The organism is Saccharibacillus deserti (assembly GCF_013618475.1).
Lineage (GTDB): Bacteria > Bacillota > Bacilli > Paenibacillales > Paenibacillaceae > Saccharibacillus > Saccharibacillus deserti.
This window is the reverse complement of record NZ_JABJVN010000002.1, coordinates 853,584-880,542: the sequence shown is the minus strand read 5'-3', so window position 1 is coordinate 880,542 and position 26,959 is coordinate 853,584. Positions and strand designations below refer to the sequence as shown.

The following is a 26,959-nucleotide window of genomic DNA, read 5'->3' as shown; positions in this document are numbered from 1 at the left end:
TCACCCACCTTTTAGCGCTCGACGGCCTCCATCACATATGCCTCGATGATGTCGCCTTCTTTGATATCGTTGTAATCGAGCGTAATCCCGCACTCGTAGCCTTGGGCCACTTCTTTGGCATCGTCTTTATAACGCTTCAGGGAGTCGATTTTGCCTTCGTAGATCACGATGCCGCCGCGGATCAGACGAGCTTCCGCATTGCGTGCAATTTTGCCCTGGATAACCATGGAGCCCGCGATTACGCCGACTTTGGTAACCTTGAACGTGCTGCGGACTTCGGCTTGGCCGATGACCGTTTCTTTGAAGATCGGATCGAGCATGCCTTTCATGGCTTGTTCGATTTCTTCGATTACGTTGTAGATGACGCGGTGCAGACGAATGTCGACTTTCTCCTGCTCGGCCGTCAGCGCTGCCTGGTTGTCCGGACGAACGTTGAAACCGATCACGATGGCATTGGAAGCCGCCGCAAGGATAATATCCGATTCGTTGATGGCACCGGCGCCGCTGTGGATAATCTTGACGCGAACGCCTTCGACTTCGATCTTCGCAAGCGATCCCTTGAGAGCTTCGACCGAACCCTGCACGTCGCCTTTGATGATGACGTTAAGGTCTTTGATCTCGCCGTCCTTGATATGCTTGAACAGATCGTCAAGCGTAACGCGGGTGTTGGCGCCCATATCCGATTCGCGCTGCGTAATCGAACGCTTGTCGGCGATGCTGCGCGCTTTGCGCTCGTCTTCGAAGACCATAAACGGATCGCCCGCCTGCGGCACTTCCGTCAGGCCCGTAATTTCGACCGGAGTCGAAGGGCCGGCTTCCTTCAGACGGCGTCCTTTGTCGTTCACCATCGCCCGTACGCGGCCGAAGCAGTTGCCCGCTACGAAAGCGTCGCCCACTTTAAGCGTACCGTGCTGAACGAGGATACGAGCAACCGGTCCGCGGCCTTTGTCCAGCTCGGCCTCGATAACCGTACCGCGGGCGCGTTTGTCCGGATTCGCTTTGTAATCGTTGACTTCCGCCACGAGCAGAATCATTTCGAGCAGGCCTTCAAGACCCATTCTTTGTTTCGCGGATACGTTGACGAAGATCGTGTCGCCGCCCCACTCTTCCGGCACCAGACCGTATTCGGTCAGTTCCTGCTTGACACGGTCCGGATCGGAACCCGGCTTGTCGATTTTGTTGACCGCTACGATAATCGGCAGATTGGCCGCTTTCGCATGGTTGACCGCTTCGACCGTCTGAGGCATAACGCCGTCGTCGGCTGCTACAACGATAATCGTCATATCGGTAACCTGGGCACCGCGGGCACGCATCGCTGTGAAAGCTTCGTGACCCGGTGTATCGAGGAAAGTGATTTTTTTGCTGTTAATTTCGACTTGATAAGCGCCGATATGTTGAGTGATACCGCCGGCTTCGCCGCCTGTTACGTTCGTCGAACGGATCGCATCCAGCAGAGTCGTTTTACCGTGGTCGACGTGACCCATGATCGTAACGACCGGAGGACGTTCTTGCAGATCCGTCTCTTCGTCGGTTTCTTCAAGCGTTTCGAAACGATCGTCTTCGACCGGAATCTTGATCTCGACTTCAACGCCGAAATCGCCTGCGAGCAGTTGGATCGTTTCCAGATCGAGTTCTTGGTTGATCGTTGCCATGACTCCGAGCATGATCAGCTTCTTGATGACTTCCGAAGCGTCCTTATGCAGAAGTTTGGCTGTTTCGCCAACGGTCATTGTACCGCGTACAATGATTTTCTTCGGCGTATTGTCGATCTTTTCTCTTGGCGGCTGGTTGCGATTGCCCCCGCGTCCGCCTTTGCCTCCACGTCCGCCTTGACCGCCGCGGAATCCGCCGCGGCTGTCGTCGGAACGGCGCTGTCCGCCTGGACGTCCGCCTTGACCGCCGCTGCGCTGTCCGCCCGGGCCGCCGCTGCTGCGGTTGCCTCCTTGGCCGCCTTGACCACCGCCGCTGCTGCGATTGCCGCTGTAGCTGCTGGTCGAAGAAGTGGTGCTGCGTCCTTGCGAAGAAGCGCCTGCAGGACGGTTTTGCGAACCGGTGCTAGGACCTGTTCCCGTACCGGCCGGACGCGATGTGCCTTGACCGCCGCTGCGGCTGCCTTGACTGCTTGGGCCGCCGCTCGGACGTTGGCCTTGACCGCCGGAAGCCGGACGGCTTGTTCCGCCGCTCTGAGGACGACTTTGTCCTCCGCTTACGGGTGAAGAACTGCGGGTGCCTTGAGGACGGCTACCGCCTTGACTTTGCGACTGACTACTGTTTGGGGTTTGAGGTTTATTATTCATACCTACCTGCTTTTCTTGTGAATTTTTTATTTGACTATCACCGTTCGATTGCGGCTTACTGCTTGGAGATGCCGGTTTAGAGGCGTTCGACTTGATCTTTTGAAAAAATTGTTCCACTTTGCCGATCGCCTCCGGTTCCATCACACTCATGTGATTGTTCACCGGCATTTCGAGTCTTTTCAAAATGGTAATAATTTCTTTGCTGCTCATGTCGAGCGACTTGGCGTATTCATAGACCCGAACTTTGTTCTCTGGTTTACTCAATATACTCCACCTCCGACGTTGTCCCCAGTTTCCTGCGGATCATGTCGGCGAACCCCTGGTCCGTTAGTGCAAACACGAGTCTTTCCGGCTTGCCGATGCTTGCACCGAGACGTTCTCGGTCGAAACCGATCAGCAGGGGAACGCCATACGTTCCGCACTTGTCTCGAAACTTCTTTTGGGTGTTGGACGAGGCGTCGCCGGCCAAAACGATCAACTTGGCTTCGCGCGACCGGATGGCTCTAAGGACCAATTCGTCTCCGGTAACCATCTTTCCGGCGCGCATGGCCAGCCCCAGTCCCGAAAGCTCATTATTCATCGTCTGCTTCTTTCTCCTGTAACTCCCGGAATTGTTGTTCGACCCGGATAAAATCCCGGGCGAGCTCTTCGTAAATTTCGGCCGGAACCTGCTGTTTCAGCGCACGGTCGAGCGACTTGTTCTTCTGAGCAAGCTTGAAGCAGTCCGCATCCGCACGCAGATAAGCGCCTCTACCGGATTTTTTGCCCGTCAAATCGATTTCGATCCGGCCTTCCGGTGTACGGACGACCCGGATCAGTTCTTTTTTGGGCAGCATTTCCTGGCTCGCTACGCATTTGCGCAGCGGCACTTTTTTTGTTTTCATGTTTGAATCCCCCGCTTTCGCCGAATCCGGCTATCAGTCGAAGGACGCGGAGTCCTGCGAAACTTCGCTGTCGTACGTGCGCGCTCTGCCGAACTCTTCCTCCGCCTGCGTTTCACTCTTGATATCGATTTTCCAGCCCGTCAGCTTCGCCGCAAGGCGTGCATTTTGGCCTTTGATTCCGATGGCAAGCGACAACTGATAGTCCGGCACGATCACGCGGGCCATTTTCTCGGCTTCGAACACTTCGACTTCGATAACCTTGGACGGACTAAGGGCATTGGCCACATAGTCTTCCACGCTCTCGGAATAGTTGACGATATCGATCTTCTCTCCGCGCAGCTCGTTTACGATCGTCTGTACGCGGACACCCTTGGGACCCACGCACGAGCCGACCGGATCCACTTCGGGATTGCGTGAGTAAACCGCAATCTTGGAGCGGAATCCCGCTTCGCGGGCGACCGACTTGATTTCGACGACTCCGTCGAAAATCTCGGGCACTTCGAGTTCGAACAAACGCTTCAACAATCCCGGATGAGTCCGCGACAAAATGATTTGTGGTCCCTTGGTGGTGTTCTCCACTTTGGTAATATACCCTTTGATCCGTTCGTTATGCGCGAACTTCTCTCCCGGCATCAATTCGGTCAGCGGCAGTGCCGCTTCGATCTTGCCGAGATCGACGTAGAGATTACGGGCATCCATGCGCTGCACCGTACCGGTCACGATATCTTCGGTCTTGTCGACGAACGCATTGTAGATCAGACCGCGTTCGGCTTCCCGTATACGCTGCGTCACGACCTGTTTCGCCGTTTGAGCGGCGATACGGCCGAAATCGCGAGGCGTAACCTCGATTTCCGCGATATCGTCGATCTGCAGGTGCGGGTTGATTTCCCGTGCGCCTTCGAGCGAGATTTCGGTTCTGTCGTCGAGAATTTCCTCTGCAACCAATTTGCGCGCATATACTTTGATTACCCCAGTATTGCGATTCATATCCACACGCACATTCTGAGCCGTATTGAAATTGCGCTTGTAACTGGAGATCAACGCCGCTTCGATCGCTTCAAAAAGAATTTCCTTGCTGATTCCCTTCTCGCGCTCAAGCTCGTTCAAAGCCTCTATGAAATCCGTACTCATTTCCCCAACGCTCCCCCTTTCAGGACTATCTATATTTAGAAAATAATAGCCAGTCTGGCACTGGCGACCTTGTCGTAAGGCACGGTCGCCTGCTTCTTCCCGATGGCGATCACAAGTTCTCCGTTCTCAAACGAAAGCAGCTTGCCTTCGAATTCCTTGGATCCGCCGATCGCTTCGTAAGTCGTTACGAAAACGTCCTTGCCGACCGATTTCAGCACGTCTTCCGCTTTTTTCAGCGGCCGTTCGGCGCCAGGCGACGATACTTCCAGGAAGTACGCCTCGTCGATCGGGTCGTTCTCGTCCAGTTTCTGGCTCATGTACTCGCTGATCAGTCCGCAGTCGTCGATGTCGATGCCGCCTTCTTTGTCGACGTAGATCCGAAGGAAATAGCTTCCGCCTTCTTTGACATACTCCACATCCACCAATTCGAATCCTTGTTCGATCAAATACGGTTCGATCATTTCTTCTACGGTTGTTTTAATCTTCGGTGTGCTCAAGCATTCACCCTCCAAGCGTTGTCAGGTTCCGTCCGCAAGGGCGGCGCAGAAGATATCAGCCCAAAAGTAAAGAGTGGGTTGCCCCACTCTCTACACAAAGATCTATCTCCCGCTGTGTCTAACTCCAAAATCCTACTCGTATTATACCATAAACCCTTGATGGTGACAAGTACGGAGGCTTTACAAACGCCGCCGCTGCGCTCTTTTTCAGAACAGCGACAGCTGGTTGCTCTCGGGAAGTCCCCGGAAACAGCCCAATTGGTTGAGCAGTTCGATGATCGTTTTCGAAGCTTTCGATTTTTGCTGGAAGTCTTCGATCGACAGGAATTCGCCGTGGTCGCGCGCAGCCGCAACGCTCTTGGCCGCATTTTCGCCGAGACCCGCAAGCGCCGAGAACGGGAACAAGAGGCTCGTTCCGTCGACGGTAAACTTGTTGGCATCCGAGTGGTACAGGTCGATCGTCTTGAACGTGAAACCGCGGGCCGTCATTTCGAGCGCCATTTCCAGAATCGGCAGCATCGCTTTTTCTTTCGGCAGCGCCTGGAAGCCTTTCTGCTCGATCTCGACGATTTTGCGGCCGATCGCTTCGTATCCCTGGCAGAACAGTTCGATATCGAAGTCCGCGGCGCGGACGGAGAAATAAGTCGCGTAATATTCGATCGGATGGTACAGCTTGAAATAGGCCGTACGAACAGCCGAGATAACATAGGCGGCCGCGTGCGCTTTCGGGAACATATACTGGATTTTGAGACAGGAATCGATGTACCAGTTCGGCACTTTGCAGCGCTTCATTTCGTCGATCCATTCTTGGGACAACCCTTTGCCTTTACGTACGCTCTCCGTGATCTTGAAGGCAAGCCCCGCATCCATGCCCGCTTTGTAGATCAGGAACAGCATGATATCGTCCCGGCAGCCGATAACGGTCTTGATGTTGCAGGTCCCGTTCTTGATGAGCTGGTCGGCGTTGCCGAGCCATACGCCCGTTCCGTGAGACAGTCCCGAGATCTGCAGCAAATCCGCGAAGCTCGACGGCTTGGCTTCGATCAGCATCTGCCGTACGAACTTCGTTCCCATTTCCGGCACCCCGTACGTTGCGACCGGCGTGCGGATCTGCTCGGGCGTGACGCCAAGCGCTTCCGTCGAATTGAACATGCTCATGACCTTGGGATCGTTCATCGGAATGCTCGTCGGATCGACGCCGGTGAGATCCTGCAGCATCCGCATCATAGTCGGATCATCGTGACCGAGAATATCGAGCTTCAGCAGGTTTTCGTCAAAAGCGTGATAATCGAAATGGGTCGTTTTCCATTCCGCATTTACATCGTCGGCCGGGAATTGAACCGGCGTAATGTCTTCGATCTCCATGTAATCCGGCAGAACGACGATACCGCCCGGGTGCTGGCCGGTACTTCGTTTGACTCCTGTACAGCCGGCGGCGAGCCGGTTCAGTTCCGCCGAACGCCAGCGTTTCTGGTGCTCTTCTTCATACTTTTTGGCAAAACCGAACGCGGTCTTCTCCGCAACCGTACCGATCGTTCCTGCACGGAATACGTTATCCGGACCGAACATGACTTTGGTAAAGTTATGCGCCTGCGGCTGGTACTCACCCGAAAAGTTCAAGTCGATATCGGGAACCTTGTCGCCTTTGAAGCCCAGGAACGTCTCGAACGGAATATCGTGTCCTTCGCCCAGCATGGTCGAACCGCAGTCCGGGCAGGTCTTGTTGGGCATATCGAATCCGCTTCTTACGCTGCCGTCCAAAAACCACTCGCTGTGCTTGCATTCGGAATTGCGGCAGATGTAGTGCGGCGGCAGCGGATTGACCTCGGAAATTCCGAGGAACATTGCGACGACGGACGAGCCGACCGAACCCCGCGAACCAACCAGATAACCGTCCTGGTTCGACTTTTTCACAAGCCGCTCGGAGATTAGATAGTTGGCGGAGAAACCGAACTTGATGATCGGGCCCAGCTCTTTTTCGAGCCGCGCGACAATGACTTCAGGCAGTTCGTCTCCGTACATGGCCCTGGCCGTCGAATAGCACGTATCGCGAATTTCCTGATCGGCCCCTTCGATGACGGGCGTATACAGTTCGGAAGGGAACAGTTTGAGCTCTTCGAACCGGTCGGCCAGCTCGGACGTATTGGTGACCACGACTTCTTTCGCTTTCTCCGCGCCCAGGAACTTGAATTCCTCCAGCATTTCTTCGGTTGTCCGCAGGTGCGCGTCGGGTTTGTTCTGGTCTTTGAGCGGGCTGAAGCCCGTGATGCCGTGAATGGTAATATCGCGGTACAGCTTATCCCGGGGATCGAGATAATGCGCATTGCCTGTCGCCACGACCGGCTTGTTCAGCTTGCTGCCGATCTTGCACACTTTTTCAACCGCAATCTTCAGTTCTTCGGCACTTCCGACAAGTCCTTTGTCCACCAAATGCATGTACATGGTCAGCGGCTGGATCTCCAAAATATCGTAGAACTGCGCGATCTCTTCCGCTTCTTCGACCGTTTTGTTGAGTACCGCTTCGAAAAACTCGCCTTTTTCGCAGCCCGACAAGATCAGCAGGCCTTCGCGCATTTTCTCAAGCTTCGACTTCGGTATGCAGGGGACCCGTTTGAAATGCTCGGTATGGGACATGGAAATGAGCTTGTACAGATTTTTTTTGCCTACATTGTTCAACGCGTAGATCCCGCAGTGGAACGGGCGCGAGTTGGATAAATCTTTGCCGACAAAATCGTTCAGCCGGCTCAGGTTTTTCAAATTGCGTTCTTTGACGGCTTCGTCGATCAGTCCGTTCAAAATGCCGCCGAGCGCAATCGTATCGTCAATAGCGCGGTGATGGCTTTCAAGAGCCACTTTATATTTGGTTGCCAGTGTATTCAAACGGTGGTTTTTCATCGACGGGTGCAGCAGACGTGCCATTTCCAGCGTATCGAGTACCGGGTTATGAAGCTCCGGCAGACCGAAGCCTTTGAGCGTTGCCTGGATAAAGCCCATATCGAAGCGCGCGTTGTGCGCAACGAGTACGCCGTCGCCGGCAAACTCCACGAACTCGCGGATTACGCTGTCGATTTCGGGCGCGCCCCGCACCATATCGTCGGTAATATTGGTCAGCTGCTGGATATGGTAAGGAATCCGCTCGTGCGGATCGACAAAAGTGGAATACCGTCCCGTCTCCTGTCCGCCTTTCATTTTGACCGCCGCAATTTCGATGATCTTGTTCTGCGTGATCGACAGGCCGGTGGTTTCTATATCGAATACGACATACTCTGCCGACTTCAGTTCTTCTTCGCGGGGATTCAAGACAACCGCCACCGCATCGTTCACGACATTGGCTTCGACGCCGTAGATCATTTTGATCCCGTTTTTCTTAGCCGCCTTGGCCGCATCCGGGTAACACTGCACGCCGCCGTGGTCGGTGACCGCAATCGCTTTATGGCCCCATTTTGCCGCGCGCTTGACATATTCTTCGATCGAACAAACGGCATCCATCGTACTCATCTTCGTGTGCAGATGGAATTCGACCCGTTTTTCGTCCGCTTTGTCCATTCGGATCGGCGGCGTCTTGATTTCCATCAGATCCGAAGGGATCATGACAAGTTCCGGAATCTGCATGAAACGGTCCAGCTCTACGCGTCCGCGCGCTTTGACCCATTTCCCGTTGGCCAGCAGGCTCATTACTTTGAGGTCCTCTTTGTTCTTGGCAAACATCTTCATCTGCAGCGAATCGCTGTAGTCGGTCAGATAGTAGGTGAACAAAGTGCTGCCGTTGCGGAGTTCCTTGCTCTCCAATCCAAAGATCAGGCCTTGGATGGTCACTTTCTTCTCTTCGTCCTGAAGATTCTGCAGCGGAATCGCTTCGTCGCGAATATCGTATCCGACCTGGAGCTTGATATTCTCGTCGTCTTCGCTGCCTTCTCCGGCACTGACTTCGGCATCGATCTCGGCCATCATCTTTTCGATTGCAGCCAGTTCGTCGCGCCGGCGCATCTCGTCGAATTCGGCTTTGGCAGCCGCGGCGGCGCCTTCTTCTTCGCCTACGGTCAACTTGACCTGAAGCTGGAGTCCGAAATATTTGGCGTAAAAATCGGTCAGTGCGCGGTCAATGTTCCGTTTGCGGCCAAGTTCAAGCGATGTGGCATCGGAAAAAGAAACCGTCGTGACCGTCCCCTGCGTCACGGCACGGGATCTCGCCATCCAGCCGTTAACCGAAGGAATCTCCCGCTGGGCCCATTCGATGAACAGCTTCCAATATTCGTCCACAATTTCGCTCTGCCGATCCTCGCCCGTGTATTGGAACAAGAACCGGATCTTGGCGATATGTTTGAGCCGCTCTTGAATCTGCAGACAAAATGTCCGATAGATCTGCGCGGGTACCAGAGTGTCTTTGGCAATTACGATTTTCCAATCCCGGTTCGAGCGGCTGATTTCTACCCGGTCGATATAGCCGTCGTTAAAATAAGGGTCCGCCGCGCTGGCCGGCATCTCGGCCTGCCTCATCAGCAGTTCGAGCCGCTGTCTGCGCTCCGCCGTCTCACTCATCGTCTGTCCCCCTTTGTTTCTTAAAAACGAAGAGCTTCCGCGGAGGGCTTCAAACTTTGCCCGCCGCCGGAAGCTTTATTCCGAGCCCGTCTTCATCCGGTTGTCCGGCCGTACCGGCCCGGTCTGATGCGTCTTTGCCCGATCCGCCGAAAATTCGGATCAATAGGCTTTGGCGAATACGACCGTGTGTTTGGCCGCTTCTCCGCAGGCCACGCAGGCCGATTTGCGTTCTTGGGGATCAAACGGAATGTTGCGGCTTGTCGCGCCCGTTTCGGCACGCACCGTTTCTTCGCAGGCTTCGCTTCCGCACCAGCCGGCGAGGAAGAATCCGCGTTTCGCTTCCATCTGCGTACGCATTTCGTCCAGGTTGTCCACGGAATGGAAATGTTCGCTGCGGAACTCGAGCGCGCGCTGGAACATTCCTTTTTGAATGTCTTCCAGCAGCTGCTGAACTTCGGCAACCACGTTGTCCAGCTGAACCGTCAGTTTGTCGCCGCCCAGGCGCGAAGCCAGCAGGCAGACGCCGTTTTCGATATCGCGCGGTCCGATCTCGATCCGCACCGGTACGCCGCGCATCTCGTATTCGTTAAACTTCCAGCCCGGACGCACATCGGCGCGGTCATCCATACTCACCCGGATACCGGCAGCCTTAAGCTCCGCAAACAAAGCGTCCGCACGCTCGATGACCATGTCGCGCATTTTTGGAGGCCCGATCGGAATCAGAATGACCTGTGTCGGCGCCACTTTTGGAGGAAGAACAAGCCCGCGGTCGTCGCCGTGCGCCATAATAAGCGAGCCGATCAGCCGGGTACTGGTTCCCCAGGAAGTGGTATGCGCCAATTCAAGTTCGTTATCCCGGTTCAGATACTGAATCTCGAAAGCTTTGGCAAAGTTAGTTCCCATATAATGGGAGGTTCCGGCTTGAACCGCTTTGCCGTCTTTCATCATCGCTTCGATCGAGAACGTGTCCACGGCGCCCGCGAATTTCTCGGAAGGCGTCTTCTGGCCCATGATTACCGGCAGTGCCAAATAATCTTCGGCGAAGTCGCGGTACAGTTCAAGCATGCGCATCGTTTCTTCGCGTGCGTCCTTCTCGCCTTCGTGCGCCGTATGGCCTTCCTGCCACAGGAATTCGCTGGTACGAAGGAACGGCATCGTCCGCTTTTCCCAGCGCATGACATTGGCCCATTGATTGATCAGTACCGGAAGGTCGCGATACGACTTGATCCACTTGGAGTACATATGACCGAACATCGTTTCCGAAGTCGGACGTACCGCCAGACGCTCTTCCAGAATATCGCCGCCGGCTTCCGTAACGAACGGCAGCTCCGGGTTGAATCCTTCGATATGTTCTTTTTCTTTTTGGAAAAAGCTTTCGGGAATCAGCATAGGGAAGTAGGCGTTGCGATGGCCCGTTTCTTTGAATCGACGGTCCATTTCCTGCTGAATATGTTCCCAGATCGCATAACCGTCCGGACGGAATACGATACAGCCGCGAACCGGCGCATAATCCATCAGTTCGGCTTTTTTGATGACATCGATATACCAGCGCGAAAAATCTTCGCTCTGCGGTGTGATTTCGGTAACGAACTGCTTATCCTGTTTGTCGCTTGCCATGGGTTTCCCTCCGTTTATCAAGCGAACCGCTTCTGCCGCTCCAGGGCGGCAGGGCCGGTTCTTAACCCTTGCTTACTTATTTGGGGTCTCACAAAATTATCCGTTGATAATGCGCAAAATGTCGTTGTAGGTCACTGCGATCATCAGCAGGAAGATAAGCGCGAAGCCGACGAAGTGAACGATGCCTTCTTTGTTCGGATCGATCGGTCTTCTGCGTATCGCTTCGATCGCAAGGAAGATCAGGCGGCTGCCGTCGAGCATCGGAATCGGCAGCAGATTGAAAATACCAAGGTTGATACTGACAAGAGCCGTCCACAGAATCATCTGGTCGATCCCCTGGCTGGCGATCTGTCCGGTTGCCTGAAGCGTACCCACAGGGCCGGCCAGCTGATTGATATCGAAACGTTCAAATACCAGGCGGCGAAGCGCATCCAGAATGGCCGTGCTGCCTTTCTGGAAAGACTCGCCCGCAAACTGGAACGTTTCCGTAAAGGAAGCCGTACGTTTGAGCTGCCCCAGCGCAATACCGACCTGAAGCACTTCGCGTCCGTCTTCCGCCGTCACCTTTTTCGGGGTAACCGGAATCTGTACGGCTTCTCCGCCGCGTTCAACCGACATTTGGACTTCTTGACCGCCCGAAGCGTTGATCAGCGTCGTGACTTTGGACAAGTCGCCGTCAACCGGCTGTCCGTCGATCGACTGCACAATATCGCCTTCTTGAAGTCCCGCAGCAGCTGCAGGCGTACCCGCGACCACGCTCGAAACTTTGACACCTGTTGCATTTTCGTCCGGTACTCCCGCGACCTGAACATAAATCAGGAACAGGACGAAGGCCAAAACGAAGTTCATCATCGGTCCGGCAAAAATCGCCAGCGCTCTTTTACCAACGCTTTTGCTGCGGAATTGGCGATCTTTTGGCGCAACCTGGAGCTCTTGTCCGCGCGTCACGATGTCCGCTTTGCGATCCACTTCGAGATGCTGCGTCTCCCCGTCGACATTCAACCGGATTTGCATCCGCTCTTCGATGTCCATCCACTCGATCTCGCCGATCACTACATTCCGCCGGGTATCGAGACGGTCAAGATAAATTTTTTTGACGAGTCCTTCGTCCGACAGCCGCACGGCAATAGTCTGCCCCGGCTGGATCGGATCGAGTTCCGGATCGTCTCCGGCCATCCTCGCATAGCCGCCGAGCGGCAGCAGACGCAGGGTGAAGACCGTTTCGTCTCGTTTATAAGAAAACAGCTTGGGACCGAAGCCGATCGCAAACTCGCGGACGAGAATTCCCGCGCGCTTGGCAAAAAAGTAATGTCCCCATTCGTGCACCGTAACGACGATGAAAAACATCATTACGGTAAGCACAACGATCTGAAGTGTCATCATGTCTGGTCTGATCCTCCCTGTTCGTGTAGCCCGAATCCGTTAAGGCTTTACTTCCGGACGGCAAAATAGAGAAGCCGTATTCGGTTTGTCAGACTCCGGATTGCCGATTATTCGGCAGCGATCCGCCGCGCCCATGTATCGGCTTCGCGAATGATCGAAAGATCCGGATCCGGATCCGATTCGTGCCGTTGAACGACTTTCTCGAGCGTGTCTTCAATCTGCAGGAACGAAATTTCCCCGCGCAAAAAGCGTGCGACCGCCACTTCGTTCGCGGCATTGAATACGGTCGGAGCGGTTCCTCCCATTCTACCACATTCGTAAGCCATCCTTAAACAAGGGAAGCGCCCGAAATCCATTTCCCGGAAATTCAATTTTCCGATCTCGGCCAGCGACAACCGTTTGGTCTTGAGCGGAATACGATCGGGATAAGTCAGCGCATATTGGATCGGAACCCGCATATCGGGATTGCCGAGTTGAGCGATGATGCTTGTATCCTCGAACTCTACAAACGAATGAATAATACTTTCGGGATGCAGCAGGACGCCGATCTCATCGTAGGACAAACCAAACAACCAATGGGCCTCGATGACTTCCAGTCCTTTGTTGACCATGGTCGCCGAGTCAATGGTGATCTTGGCCCCCATCGACCAGTTGGGATGCTTGAGCGCATCTTCCACCGTAACGTTGGCCAAGTCATCCCGGCTCAAATGCCGGAACGAGCCTCCCGAAGCGGTGAGCGTGATCCCGAGAAGCCGATCGCGCGGTTCGCCGTTCAGGCACTGAAAGATCGCCGAATGTTCGCTGTCCACCGGAAGAATCGATACGCCTTTTTCCGCGGCGCGGCGCATGACCAGATGGCCGGCCGTCACAAGCGTCTCCTTGTTTGCCAAAGCGATCGTCTTGCCTTCGTCGATCGCGGCAAGCGTCGCCGGAAGCCCCATGCTTCCGGTCACTGCCGTCACGACGGTGTCCGCATCGGTGCCGGCCGCAATCTCGATCAACCCTTCTTCACCGAAATAGACGGATGTTCCACCCGGAACCTGCCCTTTGAGCTTTTCCGCCGCTTCCCGGGTAGCTACCGATACTTTGGACGGCTTAAATAAATGAATCTGTTCCAGCAGCAGCTCGATATTCCCGCCTGCCGCCAGAGCTTCGACTTCAAATCGTTCCGGATGCTCCGAAACCACCTGCAGGGTCTGGGTTCCGATCGAACCGGTCGAACCGAGCAGCGCAATTTTTTTTGTCATTATGGGTGTGCCCCTTTCCGTATCGCTGCGCAATCTCTGTCCGGCTCACTAGTAAGGAAGCAAAAACAGGATATGTACAAAAGGAAACACGGCCAGCCAACTGTCGCACCGGTCTAGAATCCCGCCATGTCCCGGAAGAATGCTGCCGGAATCCTTGATTCCGTAGATCCGCTTGTAGGCCGACTGGATCAAATCCCCCATCTGCCCGACTACCGAAGCGGCAAATCCGATCAACATGGCTTGAAGCGGATTGACCAGTTCCGGAGCGGCAAACGAAAAGCCCAGCGCAATAAGCACAGCAATCAAAATCCCGCCCACGGCGCCTTCGATCGTTTTGTTCGGACTGATTGCCGGCCACAGCTTGTTTTTGCCGAAAGCTTTCCCGGTAAAGTACGCTCCCGCGTCGCTTCCCCAAATGCTGAGCAGCAGCAGGAACGTCCAAAACAATCCTTGTCCGTCCGGCGTTTCCCTTGAGATGGCAATATAATAAAAACCCAAGCCGACATAAGCCGCACCTAAAAACAGCAGCGATGCCTGCTTGATATTGATTTCGTTTTTGGTGAGCACCGTCGCCGTAAGCAGCAGAAGCAGAAGCAGCCAGGCCGCGTGCATCGGAGGAATCGGAAACTCAAGGTTCCATATATGCCAAGGAAAAGTTAAATAGGCCACTCCCGCATAACCGATCCAGGCTTCCGCGCGAAACGGGGCCCCTGTGCTCATTTTGGCAAACTCGTAATAACCGACAAGCGCCATCAGCATGATCAGCGCAGGGTACCAGATCCCCCCCACCACGCATAATCCCAAAAACAACACGCCGGCTACTACGCCGGTTATAATTCGCTGTTTCACCGTTTCATCCTCCGTCCGGGCGACGCCGCTATTTCGAACCGCCGTACCTGCTCACTTGATTTTCGATGCCTTCAAGTGCCAGGCGGTTATTTTAAACCGCCGTACCTGCGCGTGCGACGCTGGTATTCGGCCACTGCTTCTCTAAGATGTTCTCTGCCGAATTCCGGCCAATAGGCGTTCGTGAACCAGAGTTCACTATAGGCAATCTGCCACAGCATAAAGTTGCTGATGCGCAGTTCGCCGCTCGTGCGGATCAACAGATCGGGGTCGGGCATATCGACGCTTTGAAGATGGACCGAAATCATATCCTGATCGATATCTTCCGGACGAATCCGACCGGTCTCGACCTGACGGGCAATCTCCCGGATTCCTTCAACCAATTCACGCCTTGCTCCGTAATTGAGGGCGAAATTCAATACCAGGCCCGTGTTGCTTTGTGTGAGCCGGATCGCTTCCCGCATCGCTTTCAGTGTATGTTCGGGCAGATTTTCCATATTGCCCATCATGCGTACCTGTACATTCTTTTCGATCAATTCCGAAAGTTCAAGCGCCAAAAATTCCTGCGGCAGCCGCATCAAAAAGTCTACTTCCTCTTTGGGTCTGCTCCAATTTTCCGTAGAAAAAGCATACAGCGTCAGATAGCGAACACCCAGTTCATCCGCGGCGATCGTGGCGCGTTTGACCGCCTTCATCCCGCTCTGGTGGCCCACGATCCGCGGCATGCCGAGCTTCTTGGCCCATCGGCCGTTGCCGTCCATGATGATGGCAATATGCTGCGGCACGTTCTCCGCCGACGGTTCGGCCGGTCCCGAAACTTCTTCGCGCTTTTTGGAACCGATCCACGAGCGAAACCGATTTATCATGTTTTCTCCCCCATGCCTTCAGCTCCCGCGCATGTCCTTGAAAAAGACACAACCCCACCTGGAACGGAGGGGTCGCGGGGTCTTAAACTTCCATAATTTCTTTTTCTTTTGCAGCGATCACTTTATCGACTTCCGCGATATATTTATCCGTAAGCTTCTGGATGTCTTCTTGATGGCCACGGGATTCATCTTCGGAGATTTCGCCTTTTTCCATCTTCTTGATATCGTCGTTGGCATCGCGGCGGATATTGCGGACAGCCACTTTGCCTTCTTCGCCGAACTTTTTCGTCAATTTGACGAGTTCGCCGCGGCGCTCTTCGGTCAGAGGCGGAATGCTCAGGCGAATCGCGTTACCGTCGTTGCCCGGAGTCAAACCGAGGTCGGACTTTTGAATAGCGCGTTCGATTTCGCCCAGCGAAGATTTGTCCCAAGGCTGAATCATCAGAGTGCGCGAATCCGGCGTATTGATGTTCGCCAGCTGGCTCAGCGGAGTGGGAGCTCCATAATATTCGACCTGAATCCGATCGAGCAGAGCGGGTACCGCACGTCCCGCGCGCAGCGTACTCAGGTCACGTTGAAGCGCCTGAATCGCTTTGCCCATCCGTTCTTCCGCATTTTTCTTCACGTTTTGTGGCATTTTAATCTACACTCCCTTTGACGATCGTTCCGATTTTTTCACCGAGAACGACTCTTTTGATATTACCCTTTTCGGTAATGGCAAATACGATCAGCGGAATATTGTTGTCCATGCACAAGGAAGAAGCGGTAGAGTCCATGACGCCCAGGTTAAGGTTCAGCACTTCCATATAGGTCAGCTGTTCGAACTTCTCGGCGGTGCTGTCGAGGAACGGATCGGCCGAATAGACGCCGTCCACTTTGTTCTTCGCCATCAAAATCACTTCCGCTTCGATTTCCGCGGCGCGCAGCGCGGCGGTCGTATCGGTCGAGAAGAACGGGTTGCCCGTACCTGCTGCAAAGATCACGACGCGGCCTTTTTCCAGGTGGCGGATGGCTCTGCGGCGAATGTACGGTTCAGCGATCTGCTGCATGGCGATCGACGTCTGCACGCGAGTCGGCACATTGATCGATTCCAGTGCATCTTGAAGCGCCAACGAGTTCATCACGGTGGCAAGCATCCCCATATAATCCGCGGTCGAACGGTCAATCCCGCTCGCACTGCCGGCGATTCCCCGCCAGATGTTGCCGCCGCCGCAGACGACGGCAACTTCGACACCAAGTTCCACGACTTCTTTGATTTGTTCGGCAATATCCGCAATCGTCAATCCGTCGATTCCGTATCCGTTCTGTCCCGCAAGCGACTCGCCGCTGACTTTGAGTACCACTCGCTTAAATGCAGGCTGCATCAATTATACCCTCCGCTTTTTTCCACTGCCTGCGTACGGGCGGGAACCCTGCTTAAAAAAGAAGGAACACCAAGTGTTCCCCCCATACACAGAAGCTGTGATTATTCTTTAATGGCTTGGCCGAATTACTTAACTTGAGCCATAACTTCTTCTACGAAGTTATCGACTTTTTTCTCCAGGCCTTCGCCCAGCTCAAAACGAGCAAAACGACGGATCGAGATGTTTTCGCCGATTGTGCTGACTTTTTCGTTCAGCAACTGCGAAATGGTTTTGTCCGGGTCTTTAACGAAAGATTGCTCCAATAGGCAGTACTCTTCATAGTACTTATTGATGCGGCCTTCAACCATTTTCTCAACGATTTTTTCCGGTTTGCCTTCGTTGAGGGCTTGGGCTTTCAGGATTTCTTTTTCTTTTTCAATCGCGTCAGCCGGTACTTCTTCGCGGCGAACGTAGAGCGGGTTTGCGGCAGCGATATGCATCGCGATGTCGCGCGCGAAGCTTTTGAATTGGTCGGTTTTGCCGACGAAGTCTGTTTCGCAGTTGATTTCCACCAGAACGCCGATGCGTCCGCCAGCGTGGATGTAAGACTCAACCGTACCTTCGGTAGCGGTACGACCGGCTTTGTTCGCTGCTGCGGACAAGCCTTTTTCGCGGAGTACGTCTACGGCTTTGTCGATATCGCCGTTGGTTTCTTCCAGTGCTTTTTTGCAATCGAGCATACCTGCGCCCGTTCTTTCACGAAGTTCTTTTACTGCGCTCGCGTTTACTGCCATTGTTGATGACCTCCAGTTAAGTATTTGGTTTCGGGATTTACTCCTAAAAAAAGGGCGGTTAAGAGGCTATTCACCACCAACCACCCTCTTTTATTAACTCTGCTATCGTCGGGCATTACGTACCGATTCCGGTACAGCCTGACTTATGCAGTTGTTTGTTCGCCTTGGTTGCCTTCGATGATCGCGTCGGCCATTTTACCTGTCAGCAGTTTAACGGCGCGGATCGCGTCGTCGTTGCCTGGGATAACGTAGTCGATTTCGTCCGGATCGCAGTTTGTATCTACGATACCTACGATCGGAATGTTCAGCTTGCGAGCTTCGGCAACAGCGATACGCTCTTTACGTGGATCGATGATGAAGAGTGCGCTAGGCAGTTTCTTCATGTTCTTGATGCCGCCGAGGAATTTTTCGAGGCGATCCTTCTCTTTGCGGAGCAGGATAACTTCTTTCTTAGGCAGAACTTCGAACGTGCCGTCTTCTTCCCAAGCTTCGAGCTTTTTCAGACGATCGATCCGTTTTTGGATCGTTTGGAAGTTGGTCAGCGTGCCGCCGAGCCAACGTTGGTTGATGAAGTACATGCCGCAGCGTTCCGCTTCGTCTCTCACGGAATCTTGAGCTTGTTTTTTGGTACCTACGAACAACAGGGTACCGCCTTCGCCAGCCAGGCTTTTTACGAAGTTATAAGCTTCGTCAACTTTCTTGACTGTCTTTTGCAGGTCGATGATGTAGATTCCGTTTCTTTCGGTAAAAATGTAACGATCCATCTTCGGGTTCCAACGACGAGTTTGGTGACCGAAGTGTACGCCAGCTTCGAGAAGCTGTTTCATGGAGATAACTGCCATTCTCCATACACCTCCTATGGGTTTGGTTTTTTGATGTACCTCCGCCGAAATCATTTCCTGTAGAGACTCCGCCCCGGGCGAAGCACCTTCCGCAGAATCAATCAGCGTGTGTTTTAACACCGTTTTCTAGTTTAACACATGCCGCGAGACTGTGCAATCCCTGTTAGGCATTATTTTGATTCGGTTTAGGTTCGGATCTACCGAAAAAGCACATTGCAAAAGGCCGCAAATTCCGATAGGAATCCGCAGCCCGGTATCGCTTGCTATTCTTTTTTGGGGGTCGAGATCTCGCGTATGATTTCCGTATACGAGTCTCCCGGTTTAAACGAGTAATTGCCGACTTGAAGTTTGGCCGTTGCACCGGCTTCCGCAGCCTGCCGCTGGAAAGTCGCGGCGTCGTCGACAATGCCGGCCTGCTCGAGTGCCCGCGACACGGATTGAAGATTCATCCCGCTTTCGATCTCGAACGTCACCCGCGACGAAGCGGCGGCTTCCGACTGCTGGGGCTTTACTTCGCCCGCCGCTTTCGGCTCTTCCGGAGCTTGGGGCGCCTGAGCCTGCTCCGAAGAAGCGGCCTTGTCCGGTTTCTGGGGAGCCGCAGGCTTCGTCGAAGCCGCAGCCTGCGGCGCGGAAGGCTTCACCGTCTCCTGCGCTGTCGGTTCGGATACGGAAGGTTTTTTTCCGGCCTCCGGCTTTTCGGCAGGCGTGGAGACAGGCTCCGTTGGAGCTTTGGCCGGTGCAGCCGCTTCTACCGGCTTGGATGCTTCCGCCTTGCCCGTGTCACCCGCAGCGGTATCCGGCTTGCCCGCCGTGCCTGCCGGTGCGGCTGCCGCAGGCTTGGATTCCGCCGGTTTGTCTTCGGCCGGTGCGGACTCTGCACCAGCGGAGGTTGTCGGCGCGGAGTCTGGCGATGCGGATTTTTCCGGTGTTTCGCTTTTGGAAGCGCTCGGTGCTTCGGATGGTTCTGCAGCCGGTTCTTCTGCAATGCCGGCTGCGGCCTGCTGCTCCGTCCGGGTATTTGGCGTATCGACGGCAGCCGAAGGTCCCGCCTCACGCCCGCTTTGCGCAAGCAGCATCAACTGGAGCAGCAGTGCCCCTGCCATAATTCCGATTCCGAGTCCCAGCATAAAAGAGCGATTTTTGAACACTACGTTTCCTCCCTTTTCGCCAAACGCAAAATCAGTTGGATTTCGCCTCGTTGAAGACCGATAGCCTTGGCAATGGCATCAATGGACTTTCCCTGATCGTGCAGTTCGAAAAGCTGAGGATAACGGAGACGGACGGAATCTTCCGGTTCCGGCTCCGTTTCCACTTGGATTTGCTGGGGGGCAGCGCTCTCGATCAATTCGTTACGCAGCTGCCTTGCCGCTTCCTGCATGGCTCTTGTATCCACAGCCGACATTTCCGCAGACGCCAACTGTTCGATTCTCGCTTCATGCTTCCCCGAGGTACGCTCCATTTCAGCGAGCCGGCTTCGCATTTCCGCCAGCTGTTCCTGAAGCGAAGATTGTTTGGCACCCGTCTCTTGTCGGATCTGCACCAGCAGGTTGACGAGGTCGTCGTTTTCTTTTTCCATCTCGGCCATGTACTGTTCGAGGGTCTTCTCCACTTCGCGTACAACTCGGTCGCTGCCGGTGGCTTTTTGGCCCGTCTTTCCTTTCGGAATAAGAAAAGCATACACAACCGCCGCCGCGCCGAGCAGAACTACGTAAAGCCAGGCATCGTTCATCTCAGTTTCCTTTCTTACAACGACAAGTCAAGATGTTTTCCTTTAAAAGGATGGGGAGCGGCGATTTTGGCGACGGCCGCTTCCTGTTCTTCCGACTCGCCGGCTGTGTTTCGCTGGGAAGGATCCCCTTCCTGCCCGCCGCTCTCTTTGCGAATTCCCGCGTCCGATGCTTCGGTGGTGGGCGCACTGCGATGACGGGCCCTTTCAAGCTGGGTGTTCGTTTGTCCGGCAAGCAGAGCTTGATCGGTCAAGGGACGCTGCAGCTGATCCTGCTGCATCCGGCTTGTCTCGGGAGCTCGATGAACCGCCAACTGGACCTCTATCGCCTTCATGATCGAACACCCCTATTCCTGTATTCTTATCGAATCTTCGGTACTCCTACCGACCGATCAGTGATTGACGGACATCACGATGTCGCCTTCCAAATATTGAAAAGACACGCGATGTGTCGTTTCTTTCACAAACTTGGTGTAACGGCCGATTACGACCTTGGCGCCGCCGTAAATGGTATCGTTCACGACAACGCGCGCGCGGCCGGTATCTTCCAAAATATGTTCGATCTCGAAAATACGCTCTTTTGCATAGGCGCGTTCCTGCTCCTGCTGGCGCTTTGTCACGTTCAATTTGGCACGAAGTGCCAATTTATCCGCGTTCAGCGTTCCGGCATGCGCCATTTGATCCAGCAATCCCAGAGCCTGCGTCGTTTTTTGCATGTTTTCGGCGGTTTCCCGCAGTCGTTTATGTAGGTCCGCCAATTCGTTGCGAAGATTCGGCAGAACGCCTACTTCGATTGCGGTGGCCGTAGCCATCGTATTGCCCACGGTGCGCGCCGTTACTGTCTCGCCGGCTTGTATATGACCGCCCACGATCAATCCTTTGCTTCCGCTGCAGACGACATTTTTCCCGGCTCTGATCTCGGAATGCATGATGCTTTGCGAAACGATGATATCTTCACCGGCTTCCACATTGCCATCTTGGATAAAGGAGCTTTTGATATTCATTCCGGCCTTGACGATCCCTTTATGGTAGCCGATCACGCCGCCCGTAATCTCTATGGATCCGTCCGCAAACAATTCCGCGCCTTCAACACCGCCCTGAACGCGAATGTCTCCTGCCGCTTTGACGCGGAATCCTGGCAGAACGCTTCCGCGAATAACGACGGTTCCCACGAAATCGATGTTGCCGCTGCTGTAATCCACGTCCCCGTGCACTTCGTACACCGTGAATACATTGATTTTGCCATTGTCGGTTTGGCTGACCATTCCTTCGATCGTTGCGTACATCGAAGTTTGCTTTTCATCCGTCACCACGTTTTTTCCGACTTTGAATCTTGCTTCCTTGCCGGGCTTGAACGGGACTTCTTCGCCCGTTACCGCAGTGCCCGGCGTACCCGGACGAGTCGGATGACGGCGGGCGAGAAGCTGGCCTTTGCCGACATTCTTAAGACGGATGAGTTCTTTGTAATCGACCCGGCCGTCTTCGCGTTCCATCGGTCTCGCTTCTTCTTCTTTGTCGAACATGAATTCGATCGTGCCGTCCACTCCGTCTATCGGAGAGGTCCCTCTGGCAATTTCGATTTCGTCAAAAAAGTAGTTTTCCGGCGACGCAACGAAACTTCTGATCGCCTCGTCCAGCAGACCGTGACGCACGTTTTGGTCGTGCAGAAAATGTCTCAAACTTTCTTCCGTACAAGCAAAGTCTTCTTCCGCCTTTGTAAAACGCAGACGGGCCGACATTTTGGACGGTTCTAATACAATGGCAAGATGCCGATCCAAAGCCAGACGCTCAACCACGGACAACCCCTCTTTTCAACTTTGCTTATCGCTGGCCAGTAGCCCCCCGGCCGCTTGCTATCCGATGTTAACGATCCTGCATCAGCAGGCTTTTTTGTTTATCCAGCGTTCCGCGCAGTCGCAGAATCGCTTTGGAATGCAGCTGCGAGATTCTTGAAGGCGACAGCGACATGACCTCGGCAATTTCGCTGAGCGACAGATCTTCGAAATAAAGCAGCGAAATGACAATCCGTTCTTTTTCGGTCAGTTTCTCGATTCCTTTGGCCAAAGCTTCTTTGAGGTAAAACTCATTGACTTTGTGATCGGGATTCTTGGCCTTCTCGTCAACCAGGACAGAGATCCGCGTTTCCGATTCTTCTTCGCGGATCGGATCTTCAAGCGAAACGAGCGACATGACCGAAACGTCCTGCAGCATCTGCTGGAATTCTTTTTCGGATATGCCCAAAAATTCGCTCATTTCCTGGTCGGAAGCGCCGCGCATATTTTCCTGCTCGAGTTTTTGGTAAGCTTCCTCGATTTTTTTCGCTTTTTCGCGTACGGAACGAGGTACCCAGTCGCCTTGACGCAGTCCGTCAAGAATGGCTCCTCTTACGCGCCAGGAAGCGTAGGTTTCAAACTGCAGTCCACGCTTGTAGTCGAACTTTTCGATTGCGTCGATCAGCCCCATGACTCCGTTGCTTGCCAAATCGTCCTTGGAAACGTTTTTCGGAAGTCCCACCGCAAGCCGCGAAGAGACGTAATCGACAATGGACAAGTGATTCTCGATCAGTTTCTTCTTGGCTTCGACGTCATTGTGCTCTTTCCAGCTTATCCATAAATCCAGGTGATTCAACTGACCGGATTTGCGTTCATCCATTGCTATCTCCCTCCTTCATCTTCCGTGAGATGACGTACGGCTTTCGCCAGTTCTTCGGGATCTTTATCCTGTGTGGATACCAATTTGGGCGGGTTCAGCGGCTGAAAATCGTTCACTTGTCCTCTTTGTTCTCCGGCTGCACGAGTCTTATCCGCATCCGGTCTCAACAAATCGTTCAATTCGTCGCTTTCATCCGGCGTTACCAGATCCAGCCGGGCCCCCCGCATCTCTTCTCCCGTTACCGGGTCTGCCGCCAAAGAGCCGCTGCCGGTCTTTTCTTTGGGCAGCGGCTCGAGTGCTCCAAGCACGATGCGAAAAAGGAAGGCCAAAAGAAACCAGACCAACGCCCCAATCCCTCCCCGGGTCAAGCTTGTAATGGGGAGGTTATTTCGGATCGCAAACAAAAAAGTAATGACGAATCCGATTAAAGCGAATATCAGATTTACTCGTATGGTTCCCTTCATCTCTACAATTCCTTTACCCCTTTTTGAACGCTGCGTATGGTTAAAATTCCGTTTTCCGAACTAATCTCGATCGTTCGGCCGTAATTGGCACCCGTGTCTTCCGCATGCAGGGGAATGCCCAATTTCTTCAGCATTTCCTTGCAGGATTCCACGTTACGGGGTCCGATACGCATTGTGTCGCCACTGCCTGCGAACGCAAACATCTGCGCACCGCCAGCCATTTTGGCGATGAGCCGCCGCTTGGACGCGCCCATATTAACCAGTTTGTCAGCGAGAACCGGCAGAGCCGTATCCGCATACTTGGCGATATTAATCTGGTTTTCGCGGGCAATGTCCGATGAAGGCAGCATCACGTGAGCCATGCCTGCCACTTTGGTCTGCGGATCATACAGCGTCAATCCGACACAGGAACCAAGTCCCGTGGTACGAAGAATTCCGGAATTCCCCACTACGTTCAGATCGGCCATGCCCACTTTTACAAGATTCTGTCCGTCAGTCATTGTCGAACGGAACTCCAAGCGCTGTGAAGATTTTGTTAAACGATTCCGGATCCGGAATGAGGAAAAACTGACCCTCGACCTCATCGTTGCCCTGCACAAACGTGGTATCGATCAATAACGCGGCATCGCCCATTTCGCCGAACTGGATCATGCCGTAGCTGAGAATGGCTCCCGCCATGTCCAGCGCGAGCGCCGGTACGGTAGGAGACATGGCTAAATTGGTGAAATCAGCAAGCGAAGACAGATAAGAACCGGCCAGAATATTGCCGATTTCGCCCAGCGCGGATTGTTCCATTTCGGTCAATTCCAGTCCTTCACTCGTTTCGAAAGCGGCCAGACGCCGCAGCAGCGATTTGCCGGCTTCGGGCGCCATGATGTAGAACAGGTTGCCCGGAGCATCGCCTTCGACCCGGAAAAAGACGGTCAGCACGATTTTTTCGGCGCCGCCCACTTTCTCCGCAATGTCTTCGAAAGGCAGAAGCTGTACTTTGGGTACCGCCATGTCGATCGGCTTGTTCAAAAGCTGCGACAGCGCCGTGGCCGCGTGGCCGGCCCCGATATTCCCTACTTCTTTTAGTACGTCGAGTTTGAAGCCTTCGAGTTTCGAATAAATCTCCATGCTTCTAGTCCTCTAACTGCTCGAGGTGCGCCACTTCACCCCGGTTCAGTACTTCCGCCAGATTCAGCATGATCAGCAGGCGGTCTTCGCCGACTTTCGCTACTCCGTCCAGATATTTCGCTTTGACTCCTCCAACGACTTCCGGCGGCGAATCGATATTGTCTCGATCCAGATCGACGACGTCGTTTGCGGCATCCACGATAAAGCCGACTTCCATATCTCCGACGGCGACAATAATGATACGGGTCTGGTCCGTGTATTCCGACTCCACGAGGTTAAAGCGTCCTCTGAGATCGATGACCGGAATAACCACGCCGCGAAGATTGATCACACCCTTGATAAACGAGTAGGTCTTCGGTACGCGCGTGATCGGCATCATGCGTTCGATCGTCCGCACTTTATCAACGTCAATACCGTACTCTTCATTACCCAATGCAAACACAATTACCTTGATTTGTTCTGCCACAAAAAATCCCCCTTTATTGGGCCCATGGCCCTTGACCGTTCCGCTTGTTCCGACAGCCGATTTCGCCTGCCATCCGGCACCGTGCGGCGCTTCGAAGCGTTATTCGAACCGGTCAAGGATTTTGGGTCCCGATCATTTAATAAGCGCGTTTGGATCGAGAATCAAGGCCACTTGACCGTCGCCCAGGATGGTAGCACCGGAAATCCCCTGAACTTGAGGCAAATATTTGCCCAGGTTCTTGATGACGATTTCGTTCTGGCCAATGAAAGAATCGATAGCCAGTGCAGCCAAACGATCTCCTTTGCGGATGACCACGATTTCCGTCTCTTCTTCGTCGTCCTCGTTGTAATCCGTGGCGTCGAAGAAACGGCTCAGCGACATGAGCGGAATATGAGCCTCGCGGTAAGGAATCAATTTGCTTCCGTGAACGTTTCGAACCTGTTCTTTGCGGATAATGCCCGTCTCCACGATCGAAGACAGCGGAATTGCATACTTCTCCGAACCCAGACGAATCATCATGGCGGAGATAATCGACAGCGTAAGCGGCAGTTGAACCGAGAAGAGCGTTCCTTCGCCGAGCGTCGACGTAACGGCCACATGGCCGCCCAGAGAAGCGATTTTCGATTTTACCACGTCAAGGCCTACGCCGCGTCCCGAAATGTCGGAAATAACCTCCGCCGTACTGAAGCCTGCTGCGAACAGCAGTTGATACACCTGCTCGTCGGTCATGGTCCGCGACTCGTCTTCGGTTACGACACCTTTTTTGATCGCGGAAGCCAGAATCTTGTTGCGGTCGATGCCTTTGCCGTCATCTTGGATTTCGATAAACACGTGGTTGCCGCTGTGGAATGCGCGCAGATGAACGGTGCCCGTTTCCGGTTTGCCGGCCGCGATCCGTTCCGCGATCGATTCGATGCCGTGATCGACGGAGTTGCGCAGCAGGTGGACAAGCGGATCGCCGATTTCGTCGATAACCGTACGGTCAAGCTCCGTTTCGGCGCCGGTGATCACCAAGTCGAGCTTTTTGCCGAGCGATTTGGCCAAATCCCGCACCATCCGCGGGAAGCGGTTGAAGACGGTATCGATCGCCACCATCCGAAGTTTCATGACGATATTCTGCAGATCGCTGCTTACGCGGCCCATATGCTCGACCGATTCGGTCAGCTCCTGGCTTTTGATCTCGGTAGCCAGCTGTTCCAACCGTACACGGTCGATCAGCAGTTCGCTGAACAGATTCATCAACACGTCGAGACGTTCAATATCGACCCGAATCGTACGCGAAGGTGCGGCGACCACTTTTTTGGTTGCAACCGGTTTGTCTTTTTCGGCGACCAGCGCTTTGTCGACCTCCACGGGAGCCGCTTCCGAAGGCGCGGTTTCCAAAGCGGCCGAAGCTTCTTCGAGTTCAAGCTTCTGGGCTAACTGGGACAAGGTGTCGGAATCGATCGAAGCCATTTTGGCATCTTCGATCTCGGACAGGTTCAGAATCATCGAGCGCAGTTCTTCCGGATCTTTTTCGGTAATGAAATAAAGGGAGAAACTGCGATCAAATTTCTCTTGTTCGATTTCCTGGACGGTTGGATGCGATTTCACGACTTCGCCGCTGCGTTCGAGCAGATCGAACACCATATAGGCGCGGGCTGCTTTCAGCTGGCAATCCTCCCGAATGGAAACTTCGATATAGAGTACCCGATGTCCTGCCGCGAGCGACTGCTGAAGAATCGAATATTGAAATTCGTCGAGCTGAACCTGTTCTTTGGAAGTAGGAGTTTCCGAAGCAGCCGCTTGGGAAGCCGAATCTTTTGCGGCCGACGCCGCGCCGTCGCCGCTTGGTACTTCGCCGCGCACGATCGATTGAAGGGAAGCGACGATGGCGGTAACGTCTTCTTTGCCTTCTCCGCCCTGCGTGATGTCTTCAACCATGGCTTCGAGAGCATCAAGACTTTTAAACAAAGTATCGAAGATAAAGTTTTGCATCTTCAACTTGTCGTTGCGGACCAGATCGAGCACGTTTTCCATCTGATGGGTCAGCGCAGCCAGATCTTCGAATCCCATCGTGGCAGCCATCCCTTTCAGCGTATGCGCCGAGCGGAAAATAACCTGTACGATCCCGATGTCTTCCGGGCTTGCTTCAAGTTCCAACATTTTTTCGTTTAACGATTGCAAATGATCATTCGACTCATCAATAAACATGGATAGATATTGATTCATGTCCATCGCGAGACACCTCCTCCGTTAAAATGCAG

25 protein-coding genes are annotated in these 26,959 nt (G+C 53.9%); all 25 read right to left on the bottom strand.

Annotated elements, in window-relative coordinates:
* Positions 1–11 precede the first annotated feature (11 nt).
* The 25 genes from infB to HOP44_RS09900 all read right to left on the bottom strand — a co-directional run bounded on the left by infB (position 12) and on the right by HOP44_RS09900 (position 26,930).
* Positions 12–2,561 carry a translation initiation factor IF-2 gene (gene infB / locus HOP44_RS10020; protein ID WP_172252875.1) on the bottom strand — a complete coding sequence of 850 codons (2,550 nt, stop codon included), beginning with the start codon at positions 2,559–2,561 and terminating at the stop codon, positions 12–14.
* Positions 2,554–2,877 carry a L7Ae/L30e/S12e/Gadd45 family ribosomal protein gene (locus tag HOP44_RS10015; RefSeq protein ID WP_172194483.1) on the bottom strand — a complete coding sequence of 108 codons (324 nt, stop codon included), beginning with the start codon at positions 2,875–2,877 and terminating at the stop codon, positions 2,554–2,556. Before HOP44_RS10015 ends, infB begins: the two co-directional genes overlap by 8 nt.
* Positions 2,870–3,181, bottom strand: a complete 312-nt coding sequence (gene rnpM / locus HOP44_RS10010; RefSeq protein ID WP_172194482.1) for an RNase P modulator RnpM — start codon at positions 3,179–3,181, stop codon at positions 2,870–2,872. Before rnpM ends, HOP44_RS10015 begins: the two co-directional genes overlap by 8 nt.
* Positions 3,182–3,214: 33 nt before the next feature.
* Positions 3,215–4,312, bottom strand: coding sequence for a transcription termination factor NusA (gene nusA / locus HOP44_RS10005; protein ID WP_172252873.1), 1,098 nt, complete (start codon positions 4,310–4,312; stop codon positions 3,215–3,217).
* A gap of 35 nt (positions 4,313–4,347) precedes the next feature.
* Complete coding sequence (gene rimP, locus HOP44_RS10000; protein WP_172194480.1) at positions 4,348–4,809, bottom strand: ribosome maturation factor RimP; 462 nt, start codon at positions 4,807–4,809, stop codon at positions 4,348–4,350.
* A 207-nt stretch (positions 4,810–5,016) separates the two neighbouring features.
* Positions 5,017–9,348: a PolC-type DNA polymerase III gene (locus HOP44_RS09995; RefSeq protein WP_172252871.1), complete on the bottom strand. Its 4,332-nt coding sequence runs from the start codon at positions 9,346–9,348 to the stop codon at positions 5,017–5,019.
* 159 nt (positions 9,349–9,507) lie between these two features.
* Positions 9,508–10,965 (bottom strand): proline--tRNA ligase, encoded by a 1,458-nt coding sequence (gene proS / locus HOP44_RS09990; RefSeq protein WP_172252869.1) that lies wholly within the window; start codon positions 10,963–10,965, stop codon positions 9,508–9,510.
* Between the two features lie 96 nt (positions 10,966–11,061).
* Entirely contained in the window at positions 11,062–12,348 is a 1,287-nt protein-coding gene (gene rseP / locus HOP44_RS09985; protein ID WP_172252867.1) for an RIP metalloprotease RseP, read from the bottom strand.
* Positions 12,349–12,455: 107 nt separating this feature from the next.
* A complete protein-coding gene (locus HOP44_RS09980) occupies positions 12,456–13,595 on the bottom strand; it encodes a 1-deoxy-D-xylulose-5-phosphate reductoisomerase (protein ID WP_172252865.1) in 1,140 nt (379 codons plus the stop codon).
* Between the two features lie 48 nt (positions 13,596–13,643).
* On the bottom strand, positions 13,644–14,444 hold the full coding sequence (locus HOP44_RS09975) for a phosphatidate cytidylyltransferase (RefSeq protein ID WP_172252863.1): 801 nt from the start codon (positions 14,442–14,444) through the stop codon (positions 13,644–13,646).
* Between the two features lie 86 nt (positions 14,445–14,530).
* On the bottom strand, positions 14,531–15,307 hold the full coding sequence (gene uppS / locus HOP44_RS09970) for an undecaprenyl pyrophosphate synthase (RefSeq protein WP_172252861.1): 777 nt from the start codon (positions 15,305–15,307) through the stop codon (positions 14,531–14,533).
* 82 nt (positions 15,308–15,389) lie between these two features.
* A complete protein-coding gene (gene frr, locus HOP44_RS09965) occupies positions 15,390–15,944 on the bottom strand; it encodes a ribosome recycling factor (RefSeq protein WP_172252859.1) in 555 nt (184 codons plus the stop codon).
* A gap of 1 nt (position 15,945) precedes the next feature.
* A complete protein-coding gene (gene pyrH / locus HOP44_RS09960) occupies positions 15,946–16,674 on the bottom strand; it encodes a UMP kinase (protein WP_172194472.1) in 729 nt (242 codons plus the stop codon).
* A 122-nt stretch (positions 16,675–16,796) separates the two neighbouring features.
* Entirely contained in the window at positions 16,797–17,444 is a 648-nt protein-coding gene (gene tsf, locus HOP44_RS09955) for a translation elongation factor Ts (RefSeq protein WP_172252857.1), read from the bottom strand.
* 143 nt (positions 17,445–17,587) lie between these two features.
* Positions 17,588–18,286 carry a 30S ribosomal protein S2 gene (rpsB, locus tag HOP44_RS09950; RefSeq protein WP_141449421.1) on the bottom strand — a complete coding sequence of 233 codons (699 nt, stop codon included), beginning with the start codon at positions 18,284–18,286 and terminating at the stop codon, positions 17,588–17,590.
* 263 nt (positions 18,287–18,549) lie between these two features.
* Complete coding sequence (locus HOP44_RS09945) at positions 18,550–19,434, bottom strand: endolytic transglycosylase MltG (protein ID WP_172252855.1); 885 nt, start codon at positions 19,432–19,434, stop codon at positions 18,550–18,552.
* Entirely contained in the window at positions 19,434–20,015 is a 582-nt protein-coding gene (locus HOP44_RS09940) for a hypothetical protein (RefSeq protein WP_172252853.1), read from the bottom strand. The genes HOP44_RS09945 and HOP44_RS09940 overlap by 1 nt, the downstream gene beginning before the upstream one ends.
* A 14-nt stretch (positions 20,016–20,029) precedes the next feature.
* A complete protein-coding gene (locus tag HOP44_RS09935; RefSeq protein ID WP_172252851.1) occupies positions 20,030–20,347 on the bottom strand; it encodes a hypothetical protein in 318 nt (105 codons plus the stop codon).
* Positions 20,348–20,404: 57 nt separating this feature from the next.
* Positions 20,405–21,808 carry a FapA family protein gene (locus HOP44_RS09930; RefSeq protein WP_172252849.1) on the bottom strand — a complete coding sequence of 468 codons (1,404 nt, stop codon included), beginning with the start codon at positions 21,806–21,808 and terminating at the stop codon, positions 20,405–20,407.
* A 67-nt stretch (positions 21,809–21,875) separates the two neighbouring features.
* Positions 21,876–22,664 (bottom strand): FliA/WhiG family RNA polymerase sigma factor, encoded by a 789-nt coding sequence (locus HOP44_RS09925; protein ID WP_172194466.1) that lies wholly within the window; start codon positions 22,662–22,664, stop codon positions 21,876–21,878.
* Positions 22,665–22,666: 2 nt separating this feature from the next.
* Positions 22,667–23,008 carry a hypothetical protein gene (locus tag HOP44_RS09920; RefSeq protein ID WP_343059829.1) on the bottom strand — a complete coding sequence of 114 codons (342 nt, stop codon included), beginning with the start codon at positions 23,006–23,008 and terminating at the stop codon, positions 22,667–22,669.
* Positions 23,009–23,130: 122 nt separating this feature from the next.
* Entirely contained in the window at positions 23,131–23,628 is a 498-nt protein-coding gene (locus HOP44_RS09915; RefSeq protein WP_172252845.1) for a chemotaxis protein CheD, read from the bottom strand.
* Positions 23,621–24,247, bottom strand: a complete 627-nt coding sequence (locus tag HOP44_RS09910) for a chemotaxis protein CheC (protein WP_172194463.1) — start codon at positions 24,245–24,247, stop codon at positions 23,621–23,623. Before HOP44_RS09910 ends, HOP44_RS09915 begins: the two co-directional genes overlap by 8 nt.
* 4 nt (positions 24,248–24,251) lie before the next feature.
* Positions 24,252–24,713 carry a chemotaxis protein CheW gene (locus HOP44_RS09905; protein WP_172194462.1) on the bottom strand — a complete coding sequence of 154 codons (462 nt, stop codon included), beginning with the start codon at positions 24,711–24,713 and terminating at the stop codon, positions 24,252–24,254.
* 132 nt (positions 24,714–24,845) lie between these two features.
* Positions 24,846–26,930: a chemotaxis protein CheA gene (locus HOP44_RS09900; RefSeq protein WP_172252843.1), complete on the bottom strand. Its 2,085-nt coding sequence runs from the start codon at positions 26,928–26,930 to the stop codon at positions 24,846–24,848.
* Between the last annotated feature and the right edge of the window lie 29 nt (positions 26,931–26,959).

What these genes read in the sequence shown, in the direction of transcription:
- HOP44_RS10015 (WP_172194483.1), bottom strand. Translation starts at nt 2,877, where the DNA reads ATGAATAATGAGCTTTCGGGACTGGGGCTGGCCATGCGCGCCGGAAAG.
- rnpM (WP_172194482.1), bottom strand. Translation starts at nt 3,181, where the DNA reads ATGAAAACAAAAAAAGTGCCGCTGCGCAAATGCGTAGCGAGCCAGGAA.
- nusA (WP_172252873.1), bottom strand. Translation starts at nt 4,312, where the DNA reads ATGAGTACGGATTTCATAGAGGCTTTGAACGAGCTTGAGCGCGAGAAG.
- HOP44_RS09995 (WP_172252871.1), bottom strand. Translation starts at nt 9,348, where the DNA reads ATGAGTGAGACGGCGGAGCGCAGACAGCGGCTCGAACTGCTGATGAGG.
- proS (WP_172252869.1), bottom strand. Translation starts at nt 10,965, where the DNA reads ATGGCAAGCGACAAACAGGATAAGCAGTTCGTTACCGAAATCACACCG.
- rseP (WP_172252867.1), bottom strand. Translation starts at nt 12,348, where the DNA reads ATGATGACACTTCAGATCGTTGTGCTTACCGTAATGATGTTTTTCATC.
- HOP44_RS09980 (WP_172252865.1), bottom strand. Translation starts at nt 13,595, where the DNA reads ATGACAAAAAAAATTGCGCTGCTCGGTTCGACCGGTTCGATCGGAACC.
- uppS (WP_172252861.1), bottom strand. Translation starts at nt 15,307, where the DNA reads ATGATAAATCGGTTTCGCTCGTGGATCGGTTCCAAAAAGCGCGAAGAA.
- frr (WP_172252859.1), bottom strand. Translation starts at nt 15,944, where the DNA reads ATGCCACAAAACGTGAAGAAAAATGCGGAAGAACGGATGGGCAAAGCG.
- tsf (WP_172252857.1), bottom strand. Translation starts at nt 17,444, where the DNA reads ATGGCAGTAAACGCGAGCGCAGTAAAAGAACTTCGTGAAAGAACGGGC.
- rpsB (WP_141449421.1), bottom strand. Translation starts at nt 18,286, where the DNA reads ATGGCAGTTATCTCCATGAAACAGCTTCTCGAAGCTGGCGTACACTTC.
- HOP44_RS09940 (WP_172252853.1), bottom strand. Translation starts at nt 20,015, where the DNA reads ATGAACGATGCCTGGCTTTACGTAGTTCTGCTCGGCGCGGCGGCGGTT.
- HOP44_RS09935 (WP_172252851.1), bottom strand. Translation starts at nt 20,347, where the DNA reads ATGAAGGCGATAGAGGTCCAGTTGGCGGTTCATCGAGCTCCCGAGACA.
- HOP44_RS09925 (WP_172194466.1), bottom strand. Translation starts at nt 22,664, where the DNA reads ATGGATGAACGCAAATCCGGTCAGTTGAATCACCTGGATTTATGGATA.
- HOP44_RS09915 (WP_172252845.1), bottom strand. Translation starts at nt 23,628, where the DNA reads ATGACTGACGGACAGAATCTTGTAAAAGTGGGCATGGCCGATCTGAAC.
- HOP44_RS09910 (WP_172194463.1), bottom strand. Translation starts at nt 24,247, where the DNA reads ATGGAGATTTATTCGAAACTCGAAGGCTTCAAACTCGACGTACTAAAA.
- HOP44_RS09900 (WP_172252843.1), bottom strand. Translation starts at nt 26,930, where the DNA reads ATGGACATGAATCAATATCTATCCATGTTTATTGATGAGTCGAATGAT.